This is a genomic window from Erwinia endophytica (genome assembly GCF_009295515.1).
In the GTDB taxonomy this organism is placed as follows: domain Bacteria; phylum Pseudomonadota; class Gammaproteobacteria; order Enterobacterales; family Enterobacteriaceae; genus Erwinia; species Erwinia endophytica.
Map to the genome: position 1 here is coordinate 1 of NZ_RQVV01000061.1, position 12654 is coordinate 12654.

Annotated in this window: 11 protein-coding genes and 2 pseudogenes; 4 read left to right on the plus strand and 9 right to left on the minus strand. The window is 45.8% G+C overall.

What is annotated here, in order from left to right; genetic code table 11:
- Positions 1 to 84 precede the first annotated feature (84 nt).
- Together EH228_RS19220 and EH228_RS19225 are read left to right on the plus strand one after the other, a co-directional pair.
- Positions 85 to 534 carry an STM2901 family protein gene (locus tag EH228_RS19220; RefSeq protein WP_152323222.1) on the plus strand — a complete coding sequence of 150 codons (450 nt, stop codon included), beginning with the start codon at positions 85 to 87 and terminating at the stop codon, positions 532 to 534.
- Positions 519 to 866 carry a DUF1493 family protein gene (locus EH228_RS19225; protein ID WP_152323223.1) on the plus strand — a complete coding sequence of 116 codons (348 nt, stop codon included), beginning with the start codon at positions 519 to 521 and terminating at the stop codon, positions 864 to 866. The genes EH228_RS19220 and EH228_RS19225 overlap by 16 nt, the downstream gene beginning before the upstream one ends.
- A gap of 70 nt (positions 867 to 936) precedes the next feature.
- On the opposite strand, the pseudogene EH228_RS20310 reads toward EH228_RS19225, so the two are convergent.
- From EH228_RS20310 to EH228_RS19240, 3 genes and pseudogenes are all read right to left on the minus strand, one after another.
- Positions 937 to 1062: pseudogene (locus EH228_RS20310) on the minus strand (IS481 family transposase); the annotation flags it as partial.
- 225 nt (positions 1063 to 1287) lie between these two features.
- Complete coding sequence (locus tag EH228_RS19235) at positions 1288 to 1917, minus strand: LysE family translocator (RefSeq protein ID WP_152323225.1); 630 nt, start codon at positions 1915 to 1917, stop codon at positions 1288 to 1290.
- Positions 1914 to 2699 (minus strand): YqcI/YcgG family protein, encoded by a 786-nt coding sequence (locus EH228_RS19240; RefSeq protein ID WP_152323226.1) that lies wholly within the window; start codon positions 2697 to 2699, stop codon positions 1914 to 1916. Before EH228_RS19240 ends, EH228_RS19235 begins: the two co-directional genes overlap by 4 nt.
- A 115-nt stretch (positions 2700 to 2814) precedes the next feature.
- Here EH228_RS19240 and EH228_RS19245 point away from each other — a divergent pair, with 115 nt between their 5' ends.
- Positions 2815 to 3720, plus strand: a complete 906-nt coding sequence (locus EH228_RS19245; protein WP_152323227.1) for a LysR family transcriptional regulator — start codon at positions 2815 to 2817, stop codon at positions 3718 to 3720.
- A gap of 189 nt (positions 3721 to 3909) precedes the next feature.
- Here EH228_RS19245 and EH228_RS19250 read toward each other — a convergent pair whose 3' ends face one another.
- The 4 genes and pseudogenes from EH228_RS19250 to EH228_RS19265 form a co-directional block, all read right to left on the minus strand.
- Entirely contained in the window at positions 3910 to 4761 is an 852-nt protein-coding gene (locus EH228_RS19250; protein ID WP_152323228.1) for a DUF6216 family protein, read from the minus strand.
- Positions 4762 to 5056: 295 nt separating this feature from the next.
- Complete coding sequence (locus EH228_RS19255) at positions 5057 to 5467, minus strand: putative T6SS immunity periplasmic lipoprotein (RefSeq protein WP_152323229.1); 411 nt, start codon at positions 5465 to 5467, stop codon at positions 5057 to 5059.
- Between the two features lie 9 nt (positions 5468 to 5476).
- Positions 5477 to 5998, minus strand: coding sequence for a type IV secretion protein Rhs (locus EH228_RS19260; RefSeq protein WP_193323393.1), 522 nt, complete (start codon positions 5996 to 5998; stop codon positions 5477 to 5479).
- A gap of 136 nt (positions 5999 to 6134) precedes the next feature.
- Positions 6135 to 7428, minus strand: a pseudogene (locus tag EH228_RS19265) (tyrosine-type recombinase/integrase).
- Positions 7429 to 7662: 234 nt separating this feature from the next.
- Here EH228_RS19265 and mutS point away from each other — a divergent pair.
- Positions 7663 to 10224 (plus strand): DNA mismatch repair protein MutS, encoded by a 2562-nt coding sequence (mutS, locus tag EH228_RS19270; protein WP_193323394.1) that lies wholly within the window; start codon positions 7663 to 7665, stop codon positions 10222 to 10224.
- A gap of 215 nt (positions 10225 to 10439) precedes the next feature.
- Here the strand turns inward: mutS and rpoS are convergent, their stop codons facing one another.
- Together rpoS and nlpD are read right to left on the minus strand one after the other, a co-directional pair.
- On the minus strand, positions 10440 to 11435 hold the full coding sequence (rpoS, locus tag EH228_RS19275; RefSeq protein WP_152323230.1) for an RNA polymerase sigma factor RpoS: 996 nt from the start codon (positions 11433 to 11435) through the stop codon (positions 10440 to 10442).
- Between the two features lie 50 nt (positions 11436 to 11485).
- Positions 11486 to 12589, minus strand: a complete 1104-nt coding sequence (gene nlpD, locus EH228_RS19280; RefSeq protein WP_152323231.1) for a murein hydrolase activator NlpD — start codon at positions 12587 to 12589, stop codon at positions 11486 to 11488.
- Positions 12590 to 12654 lie beyond the last annotated feature (65 nt).

A 12654-nucleotide genomic window follows, 5' to 3' on the forward strand; every position in this document is an offset into this window, starting at 1 on the left:
GAAAAACAGGCCGCTTAAATTAACCAGGGGTGCCAACTACCTTGACACTTACCGTGACCGACAGACCGCATAATAGGTGATCAAATGGATACGACCGAAGAGTTAAATGGAACGTACTTCTACCACGGAGAAAGCAATCTATCTCCGAGTGAACTTTTCGATGTAATTTTCCTTGAACAATTTTGTGATGAGTTAGGTATTGGCATCGAATCTGGTGCAGCTATTTTATCCGGCCAACCATGGTTAAAGACACGACAAAAACCAGGGGCAGCAATAAAAGGCACAAGTGTTATATCTAAATATGGGAGAATGCTTCTGAGAGATGCACGAACTCCATTTGGTATTAGAGTTCCGACACCCATAGGCTTTAAGATGCAAAAGACCAACAAACTTGCCGCAGTTATCGCTCGTTATGTTCCCTGGTTGGGCTGGATTGGTCTTGTGAACTCAATTTACCAAATATCAAGAAAAACTCAGGCAAAATACAACCTGATAGCCCGTCCAAAAGATCGCATACAATGGACATCCTTTTAATGAAAAGTATTCAAGACCAAGTTTTAGACTTGTTTAAAGAAGAGATATCAACCTGTTTAGATAGAAACTGGAAAGAAATCCCTCTGGAATTTGGCTATGATTTATTTAATGCTCCCGGCGATGACCTACATGAGGTATTGGATAAATTTGAGAAAAAATTCAACGTGGATTTATCTGGTGTCAATTGGTCGTGCTATTTTCCGTGGGAAAACACACCGCTAATAAAACGGTGGTTCAAAGTGAAACGTGAAGATGTAGAGAGAACCCGCAAGCCATTAACCGTGGAAATGTTTGCCGAATCAGCCGAAGCAGGAAAATGGCTTTATGACTAAGCAACTATAATGTGTATTAGCTCAGACCTGAGCTGACAGTTACCGCTTATTTATACAGGTATCTGTCAGGTTACATCTGGCTTAAATTCTTCTCAGCCCAGATGCGCTTTCCATCAAGTAATGTTTCCATCGGTGTTCGCCCACAGCACATTTTCCCCTGATGCGTTCGCTCATCATTATAATAAGCCAGCCATTCGGCAGCAACACCGATGCGTTCCGCAAGCTTCAGAGCTTCGTTGCGAAATTCAGGCGGGTGCTGTTTACGGGGCTTTTTTGAATTGATGCTGGTTTTGTCATGAGTCACCTCTGGTTGAGAGTTTACTCACTTAGTCGCGTGTCCATTGTTCGCGAGCAAGATCACGACCAATACTGACACGGAATTCCATAGTCCGTTTTTAAGCGTATTGTAGTCATTTTTATGTCAAAAATATTGTGAGATAATTTCTCTGAAATTATATATAAGAGCACATAGTGAGACCACAAGTAGAAATAATGATGAGATGATTTCAATTTTCCGGCCATGTTTTTCCGGTATCCATCGCCCCACAGTCAGGATATAAAGCGATAAAACGCTAAAATCGAAAATAATCCAGACAAGCGATAACGTCATAATGCTGGCTGTGAAATCCTGAGTCACTGCAATAAACTGTGGAAAAAAAGAGATAAAAAAAAGAATATCTTTTGGGTTTGAAATACCCGTTAAGAATCCTCTTGCCAAGCCCCCTCGTTCGCTTATTACTGTCTTTCCTTCAATATTTCCTTTTCCGATATTTTGCCACAAACTGGTTGTGGCCCCCCAGCCAATAAACAGCGATCCTACTATACCCAGTAGACACAAAAAAACAGGGGGGAGGGACACCACACCTGCCAGCATCAGGGCGGCCAGCACAATCAGAACCAGAGAAGCACCATTCGTGCCGACTACTGTGGCAAAGGCCTTCCGGCTGCCATATCGTGCCGCTGTTCCGGTGACCAGTGCAACAACCGGGCCGGGAGTCAGCAACAATGTTAAAACCGCCAGCATGTACGTCCCCAGTAAAGTCATGTTCATGACTTTTTTTTCTCCTTATGAATGTGAAGCGGGCAGCGACTAAACTCAGCAGCACCGGGCTCCCTGAGCTGGTACTGCTTCCATTCCAGATTGTTCTCATCACCATAAAATCCCAGCTCGTCAGGTATATGACCGTTGTTATAGTTACGGACGCGCATTCTTATTTTTTCTCTGACTTTAATTCCTTTAATATCCTGATGGCTGGCCAGAATATCAAAATGGGCCCGGGGATTGATGATAAAAACCACCCGTTGCCCCAAATTCCTGCTTCTAAAGCGTTTATGGCCGGGACAACTGATGTTGATAAATAATTCCGTCCCGCCAAAACAAAATGACCAGGCACTATCATCAGGAGAATCCGGAATTGCATCCGGCCAGGAATGAAGATCGCCATCATGCATTTCCTGCAGGCGCTGCCAGGCAAAGAGGTGGGCTGCATCCAGGCTTTCAAAATCAGACGGTTCAAATATCATCACCAGTGGACTGTAAAGCCGCTCTTCGGGCCGGGTGTTATGCGTGCGGTCGATAAATGCCCTCATACTTTCCAGCATGTTATGCAACATCTCCTGATGGCTAACAAAAGTAAAAAGGAGCGAGTTGATTTTCCAGGCGTGCCGACCAAACAGGCAGGGAAAGTCAGAGTCATTAAGACGATCCGAGATATCTTTAAAACCCTCCAGTCTCCAGTCGCTGGCTGAATCAGTCTTTTTGTAGCCCCGAATTAACATTGTGAGGTCTGCCTGCCTGACTATTTTTCCATTGTTAATCAATCCGTTATTCATCTCATTTCCTTATGTGTATAGTCTTGATGTACGGTATTATTCCCACGGGGCAGGGTATTGAAAAACGGAAAAAGCTGCGATTTAATGTGAGTTAAACTCACATTTGATCATTAATATGACCCTGCCACCTCTTTATGCTTTACGCGCTTTTGAAGCTGCCGCTCGCCTTGGATCATTTAGTAAGGCCGCAGTACAGTTGAACGTGACACCAGGTGCTATTAGCCGTCATATCCGTACTCTGGAAGAGTGGTTTGGGTGCGAACTTTTCCAGCGCAAGGGCCCACGGGTGGAGGTGACAGATGCAGGTCGTACACTGGGAAGACAACTGACTGAAGGGTTCCTGTCTCTTGAATGTGCCTGCTATGCTTTTCGTAGTAACAGCCGGGAGATCCGTCTGAAAGCGCCATCCACGCTGACCATGTGCTGGCTGCTGGATGTGCTGAATGCCTTTCGTGAACATAACTCAACACCGGTAATTGAGATCTCCAGCGTCTGGATGGATATTGATACCGTGGACTTCAATAGAGAACCTTATGACTGCGCGATCCTGCTGGGAAATGGCCGATTTGGTGCGGATACGGAAAGTCGTCCTCTGTTTGATGAATGGCTTGTTCCACTGTGCACACCGTCATTCGTCAGCCAGGTACAGAGGGACATTTTCAGTTGTGAACTTATCCATCCTTCACCTGATCGACGTGACTGGCGAAGATGGCTTAAGCGGACCGAAAAATTCGGCAATCTCAATACTGCCAGGGGTAAGGTTTTTGACACCCTTGAACAGGGAAACCTGGCGGCAATAAGTGGTCACGGTATTTCGGTTGGTGATTTACTGCTTAGTCTTGAGGCGATTAAAAGCGGCCTGCTGGCTTTACCGTTCACTGAAGCCGTTTCTACCGGGGATGGTTACTGGCTTGTCTGGCCAAAAGGTACACCGCGTAGAAAGAATATTGGACTGCTTTATGACTGGTTAAAAGATGCTGTGCCTCATCAGATTCCAGAGGAAGTTGTCCTTTTGCGCTAATAAGGGATTAGCCACATCAATATTATCAACGGCTTGGAAGTGTCTAGATTATCTATGGCGATTCATATCTCTTAAGTTAAGAGACTTCTACTGTCTGGTTTTCCATGGGGCCCATTCAAGCGTGTTTTTAGTCTCCTGTTTACCTCTCTCTCAAAGAGTTTAGTCTCCAGGATTACCGGGACGGTTCACTCAAGATTTATGTCTTTTTGACTCTCTATTTGACCTGTACTTTTTTATCTTTAAATAGATCATTTCCCTTGCATCGTAAGTTATAAGTAGTGAAATTGTTTCTCTAAATAGAAATCCTGCGATAAATAACAATACTCCACTTGAAATTCCAAAAAACCAGCGTTGTTTTTTTATTAATGATTTTATGAAATACGATACTCTTTGACTATTAAATGAATCACATATTGTATCTATCGTTATGTTGTCGAGGTTTACTTTTATTTCATTTTTTTTGGTGCATTGTTCTTTCTTTATGATCCATGAGTTTTCTGATCTCCCTAAAAAGCTATATTCCATTGCTTCGTTAGCATTAAACCAAAACCAACCAGTGCCATCTATTTTTATTAATCCGGCTGGTTTTATTGCTATCACAAATGCACCCAAGAAAGCAAAAAAAGGCACGAATAAAAACATAAAAATACTTGGTGGAATAGCTTTGTTTACTTTCTTTATTTTCAGTGTATCAATTTTTAAGTTTCTTTTTAATTTTGCAATTAATTTAAAATCCAGTTCGTATTTTCTAACCCATGACTCAAGTTGAGCTGTCTGCTTTTTAGATATAGCATATGTGTTATAGTGATAATTAAACTTTTCTATTTCGATTATTTCGCTAAGCAAATCACCACTTCTTTCACATTTATGACCTGTCCAGAAAACCCAAAACCTATCCGATAAAGAGAAGCCTGACTTTGCCTTGTATTTTATAAAAAAAAGAGAGCTTATTGCAAATAAACCAACGATAAGAAATAAGATGAATTTATTTTCGATAAGTGCTGATATTGGGGAAATAAAAGCATCCAACAATGTATTCATATTTAACATACCCTCATAAATTAATATCTCTCAGATACAACTATTTTTTAGTGGCCACGCTCTAACGATACCAACAATGCCATCCATCGTTATAAGACTACTTTACGTTCATGGGAGTACTCATGCTGGTTATAAATCCTTCCCTACTTAAAAAAACAAACCAAAATTATTAATATAATAAGTTAGATATGAATTTATTGCTTTAATAAATATATGATTATTTATCTTTACTCTACACTACCCATTTAATTCCGATATATAACCATCCGTTCAGAATAACTACTTTATTATATAGCTAGTTTATATCTTTCACCTTCAACTCGCCTTTATCTAGCCACACGGAAAAAGTCACACTATAACTATTCCCATTTTTCATAGTGTGATCTTCTTTTATCCGTATTGCATTAATAGAAAACACATATGATTTACCTGGTTCAAAGGTAAAGCCGAAATTAGAGATGCATTTATTTGAATGTAAACCAGGTGCATTTTCAATAGTAAATTGTCTATCTACCACATTTTCACTATTACCAATCTCATTTATACTTAATAAAGATATGCTTTCGTTTTCAGTATCAGGCAGCGTAACACAAATACCATCCCCTACTACACTTACATTAGCCCGATGATTTTCTGGGCGAGTATCATTTATGTGGCAGGATGTTAAAAATAAAACAGAAATAAATACACTTATGCTTTTCATCATATCGTTTTCTTATAAAATTGATGCTGGCAATATTTTTCTATATAGAAAAATGGCATTATTATCTAATGCTCCCTGAAAACCAGCCTGACGGCCAATTTCGCTTTTCAGACCATTTACACCATATTTTTTTAATAAAAAGTAATCGGCAATAATCTGAGCTTGTTGCTCCATGCTGTATTTACTTAAACTCTTATTCAGATCGATGGTATATTTGTAAGTTGATGCCCAGCTAAATAAACCTCTTGTTCTAACCCACATTCCGTTCTGATGTTGCCAGACATGTGTCATTTCATGCATAAAAAAATGCTGGTTAGATTTTGAAGCTAAAGAGAAATCATTAAGATATGTTTCTTTTCTGAAATACATTTCACCATTTGGTGTCATCCCAACAAACTTCCCTTGCAAACCAAATGGAAGATAACTATCACAATGAACCCATACCTTATTCCATTGAATTGAACTACCGAAAACTGTCTGAGCTAAATTTTTCTCCCCTAATGTTAAGAGGCGTAAAGAATTTTCCGTTTCCATAAGTAATCCTTCGTTAGAAACACAAACACGATCATAATGAGTAAATGATAAATCCTGTGTAAAAGAAACTAAACAGGAGATATATTTTTAGGAATTATGCTCGAAAACATAAAAATATCCAATTACTCATTGCCATTTACATAATAGTATGCCAAGGAAGCCTTTCCATATAATCCGCCCAAATTTGCAACCACTTCCTACATTCAGCATCATAAGTATAAAGGTTAGAGATCCCTTCCACGCCGCCACGAGTATGGCCCAGTACAGCCTCGGCAACCTCATTCGGACACTGTAGCGTGGTAACCCTGTGTGCGCAGTACGCCGCAGGTCATGAGGCGTCCAGTGAGGCATATCAAGCATTTGACCGCTTTCACGTAAACACCATGAGTTTTCTGTGAGGTACTTCTGTTGGATTGATTTCTTAGTTGCCTGTGAAGGGAATAGATATTTATCCGAGTTGAGGCGCAGGACTTTAAGAAAATCGACAGCCTGAGTGGATAACTGGACATACCGTTCAACACCGGTTTTGGTTTCCCGAAGATGTATGGTGCCGTTTACAAGATCCACATCATCCCAGGCCATATTGCATACTTCACCCGTCCGGCTCCCGGTCCAGAGCGTCAGACGCAAAACGTTTTTTGATCGTTGGCGTATACGCCGACCCCGGCAGCCAACGTAAAAATTGAGCCAGCTCTTTTTCACTTAAAATGCGCGTACCGTTCACTGGTCAGTTTGATTCTGGTCTGTCGCAGACTGGACTTTGCCAAAAGAGCCGGGTTAGCAAAGCTGTCTTCAAACCTGCCCAAACCAATGGCAAATTCCTAAGCAGAAGAAAATTCACGCAACAGACTGCCCACCTGTACCTTTACACCACGTTCGATGACACCGTTAACCAGTTCAACGATATCTTTACGCGTGACCTCCGCAGCGATGCGCTTACCCAATTTGGCCGCCGCATCATTTTGCAGGGTTCGGCGTACTTCGAGTTGCCCCTTTTTCTTACGCGCCCCTGGAATAATTTTCCCATCCACACTTTTGCGATCTTCTATACGCTCAGTCAGGTACAGTTCAACCAGTCCCTCAATGGTCAACTCAGCAATCTTCGGCTTTTGACTTTCTTCCTTTAGCCGAAGCTTCTCTTTTTTCAGCTCAGTGGCAGGACAACGCCCTTCCTTCCTGATTTGCTTTAACGCCTGCAATTTCATTCTTGCCATTGCTAACGAAGTTTGCGGGAAGCTTCCAATTTTTACCTGTGACAGCTTATTGGTCACTGGGCTAGTATAGCGGTAGAAAAAGGTCTTGATACCTGAAGCGCCACAGGAGACACGTAAACCCCGCTTTTCACCCGTATTGGATTTATTTTTATCCGCAGGCTTCATCATTTCGATAGCTTTGGATGACAAAGGTTTACCTGCCGGTTTATCTGTCATATAAGATCCATTTTCATGGTTAACTGATTGATTTACTGAGACTGAAATCCAGTTATCGCTGCTAAGTGTAGGTTGTGCGTTTATGCAGTGCAATTAAACCATAACCTACAGAACAACCTGCACTTTTGCCTACATTAACAAGTAGGATTTAGTGATTTTTTGTGAGACGACGTGATACTTAATGAGAACAAAAAAAATCACAATTAACTTTAAATTCAATGGAATATATAAACCATGTCGCTGAATGACAACATAAACGTAAATTCGCACACCCCCATGATGCAGCAGTACCTTCGCCTGAAGGCTGAACATCCAGAAATTCTGCTGTTTTACCGTATGGGAGACTTCTATGAGCTGTTCTATGATGACGCAAAGCGCGCTTCCCAGTTACTGGATATTTCGTTAACCAAACGCGGGGCGTCGGCAGGTGAGCCGATTCCCATGGCGGGCGTGCCTTATCATGCGGTGGAGAACTATCTCGCCAAACTGGTGCAGTTAGGGGAATCGGTCGCTATCTGTGAACAAATCGGCGATCCGGCGCTCAGCAAAGGCCCGGTAGAACGAAAAGTCGTCCGTATCGTCACGCCTGGCACCATCAGCGATGAAGCGTTATTGCAGGAACGTCAGGATAACCTGCTGGCTGCAATCTGCCAGGGTGAGCGCGGCTTTGGCTACGCCACGCTGGATATCAGTTCCGGTCGTTTTCTGCTGTCTGAACCTTCCGACCAGGAAACTATGGCGGCAGAACTGCAACGCTCCAATCCAGCCGAACTGCTCTATTGTGAAGATCTGGCGGCCATGTCGCTGATCGAACACCGCCGCGGGCTGCGCCGCCGCCCAATATGGGAGTTTGAGTTAGATACCGCCCGTCAGCAGCTTAACTTACAGTTTGGCACTCGTGACCTCAGCGGTTTTGGCGTGGAACAGGCCCAGTTGGCGTTGCGGGCGGCTGGCTGTCTGTTGCAATACGTGAAAGACACGCAGCGCACTTCGCTACCACATATTCGCTCGCTGACCATGGAACGTCAGCAGGACGGGATCATCATGGATGCCGCCACCCGCCGCAATCTTGAGATCACCCAGAATCTGGCGGGCGGCACTGAAAATACCCTTGCCTCGGTACTGGACAAAACCGTCACACCAATGGGCAGCCGCATGTTAAAGCGTTGGCTGCATATGCCGGTTCGGGATGCTAACGTCATCGTCAATCGTCAGCAGAGCATCGGCGCGCTACAGGACTTCTTCGCCGACCTCTCTCCCCTGCTCCGTCAGGTCGGCGATCTGGAACGTATTGTGGCCAGACTGGCGCTGCGTACAGCCCGTCCCCGGGACCTGGCGAGAATGCGTCACGCGTTTCAACAGTTGCCACTGCTGGATGCTATGCTGGCCGATCACGACACGCCGCATCTGCAAACACTGCGCCTGCAAATGGGGCAATTCGATGAATTAAGAGAGCTGCTGGAAAGAGCGATTGTCGAAGCGCCGCCAGTACTGGTGCGTGATGGCGGTGTGATTGCTCCCGGCTACAACGAAGAACTGGATGAGTGGCGAGCGCTGGCCGATGGGGCGACAGATTATCTTGAGCGTCTGGAAATCCGTGAACGTGAAAAGCTGGGGCTGGATACGCTAAAGGTCGGGTTTAATGGCGTGCACGGCTACTACATTCAGGTCAGCCGCGGACAAAGCCATCTGGTGCCGATCCATTATGTGCGCCGCCAGACACTGAAAAATGCCGAGCGCTACATCATTCCTGAGCTAAAAGAGTATGAAGATAAAGTGCTGACTTCCAAGGGGAAAGCACTGGCCCTGGAAAAAACGCTGTATGACGAACTGTTCGATGTGCTGTTGCCGCATCTGGAAGCGCTACAAATCAGTGCGACCTCTCTGGCTGAGCTGGATGTGCTGGCGACGCTGGCAGAACGAGCCTGGACGTTGAATTATCACTGCCCGACCCTGACTGACAAGCCAGGTATCAAACTCATCGCGGCCCGCCATCCGGTTGTCGAACAGGTCCTGAAAGAGCCGTTTATCGCCAACCCGCTGTCACTGTCGCCACAACGCCGAATGCTGGTGATAACCGGGCCAAACATGGGAGGTAAAAGTACCTATATGCGTCAGGCGGCCTTGATTACCTTGATGGCCTATATCGGCAGCTACGTTCCTGCCGATGAGGCGCTAATTGGACCGATCGACCGCATCTTTACCCGGGTAGGCGCAGCTGATGATCTGGCCTCGGGGCGTTCAACTTTTATGGTGGAAATGACCGAAACCGCCAATATCCTGCACAACGCCACTGAATACAGTCTGGTGCTGATGGATGAAATTGGCCGGGGTACTTCAACCTATGATGGTCTGTCGCTGGCCTGGGCTTGTGCCGAAAGTCTGGCTAACCGCATCAAAGCGATGACACTGTTTGCCACCCACTATTTCGAGCTCACCACCCTGCCGGACAAAATGGAAGGCGTAGCAAACGTGCATCTGGATGCGCTTGAGCACGGCGATACCATCGCCTTTATGCACAGCGTACAGGAAGGTGCAGCCAGCAAGAGTTATGGTCTGGCCGTTGCCGCCCTCGCTGGCGTGCCCAAAGAAGTTATCAAGCGGGCGCGGCAGAAGCTGAAAGAGCTGGAAACCCTGTCTGGCAACGCCGCCGCCACTAAAGCCGATGGCCCGCAGTTGCCGTTGCTGGTAGAGGAAACCTCGCCGGCGGTGGAAGCATTGGAAGCACTGGATCCTGATTCCCTGTCGCCACGTCAGGCGCTGGAGTGGATTTACCGCCTCAAGTCACTGCTGTAAAACTGACCTGCATATCCCACACGGGGCTTTTTTCATGTAATAAAAAAGCGATGACCTTTAAAGCCATCGCTTTTTTTATGAAGATCAAACTAAGCTGAATCATTCAACTTGCAGAAAGACCGTCGGCGAACAAACCCCAAACACCTACTCAGCTAAGGCGACTGGGGTGCGCCCACCAATGCATCTACAGCTTGCTGTATGAACGTACTTTGTGGTTACTCACGAAACAGGGCTTCAATATTCAGTCCCTGCGCTTGCAAAATCTCACGCAAACGACGAAGACCTTCAACCTGAATCTGACGAACACGTTCACGTGTCAGACCAATTTCGCGTCCCACATCTTCTAACGTAGCCGCTTCATAGCCTAACAGACCGAAACGACGCGCCAGTACTTCACGCTGTTTGGCGTTCAGTTCGAACAACCATTTGACGATGCTCTGCTTCATATCATCGTCCTGGGTGGTATCTTCCGGACCGTTATTTTTCTCATCGGCCAGAATGTCCAGCAGCGCTTTCTCAGAATCCCCCCCACCTAACGGGGTATCAACCGAGGTAATACGTTCATTGAGACGCAGCATACGGCTGACATCATCAACAGGTCTGTCAAGCTGCTCGGCAATCTCTTCGGCACTGGGTTCATGATCCAGCTTATGGGCCAGTTCACGCGCAGTGCGCAGATAGACATTCAGCTCTTTAACAATATGGATAGGCAAACGGATTGTACGGGTCTGGTTCATGATAGCCCGTTCAATAGTCTGACGAATCCACCAGGTCGCATAGGTTGAAAAACGGAACCCTCTTTCAGGATCAAATTTCTCAACAGCACGAATTAACCCAAGGTTACCTTCTTCAATCAGATCCAGCAAAGCCAGACCACGATTGGTGTAACGCCGGGCTATTTTCACGACCAGACGTAAATTACTTTCAATCATGCGACGCCGGGATGGAATATCACCACGCAACGCACGGCGAGCGAAGAACACTTCTTCCTCTGCCGTCAGAAGCGGGGAATAACCAATTTCACCCAAATAAAGCTGCGTCGCATCCAGTACGCGTTGTGTAGCCCCCTGCGATAACAGTTCTTCCTCTGCTATGTCGTTATCAACAGGTTCATTACCGACAAGAGCCTTCTCATCAAAAACATCGGCTCCATTTTCGTCGAATTCCGCATCTTCATGTAACTCGTTAACTTTCAGCGTATTTTGGCTCATATGCGGCTCCTACCCGTGATCCCAGGGCAGAACACCAGGGCTCTGCCGGTTTATCGCTGCGGCAAATAGCGCAACGGGTTTACGGATTTCCCCTTGTAACGAATTTCAAAATGCAATCTAACCGAGCTGGTGCCGGTACTACCCATGGTCGCAATCTTCTGACCCGCATTAACTTCCTGCTGCTCGCGGACCAGCATCGTGTCGTTATGGGCGTATGCACTCAGGTAATCATCATTATGTTTGATGATAATCAAATTACCGTAACCGCGCAGAGCATTACCGGCGTACACAACACGCCCGGAGGCAGTTGCGATGACAGGTTGTCCTCGCGATCCCGCGATATCAATACCTTTATTGCCCCCTTCAGAAGCAGAAAAGTTATCGATTATCTTACCGTTAGTTGGCCAACGCCAGCTTCCCACAGGGGTAGTACTGTTCGTTGTACTGCTAACGGTCGGAACGGTAACCGGCGCTGTTGTCGTTGCAACAGTATTGGTGCCGGATGAAGGTAACATTTTGCCTTCACTTGCTTTACCTGAATCCTCAGAATACGTAATAACTGGCTGCTGTGCAACCGTCGTGCTCTGGATTTGTCCTGGGGAACTCTGCGTGGCAACTCCGCCCGCTTTATCATCCTCTGCGGTAATGGCATTGCCGCCAGTCAACGTCCCACCAGAGCTATTACTCACCTGCAATTGCTGACCAACATGAAGACTGTATGGTGAAGACACATTATTTCGCTGTGCTAAATCACGAAAATCGTTACCGGTAATCCACGCAATATAGAACAACGTATCACCACGTTTAACCGTGTAAGTCTGTCCGCTATAACTACCTTTAGGAATATTACCATACGACCGATTGTAAACTATGTGCCCATTCTGGGTCACAACGTTATCATTTTCACCACTGGCGCTGGCAGCCATCGCCGGCGAGCTGGCCGCATTAGACGAATTGGCAGAAGCAGAAATTGCAGGTGGACGGGTGACCAGACCATTGCCACCCGATTCACTGTTCATCCCAGAGTCATTACCGCCATCGACGGAGCTGATAGGGGCCTGAGTATTATCGCTGGAACAACCAGCTAACCAAAAACCAACCAGTGAAACGGCCACAATACGGCGCAAGTTAAATCCCGGGCTTCCCGTGCTCATTTATATCCCCCGTTACGGCAAAACAATATCAACTATCCGGACGCACGCGCCGCAAAACCTGGCGC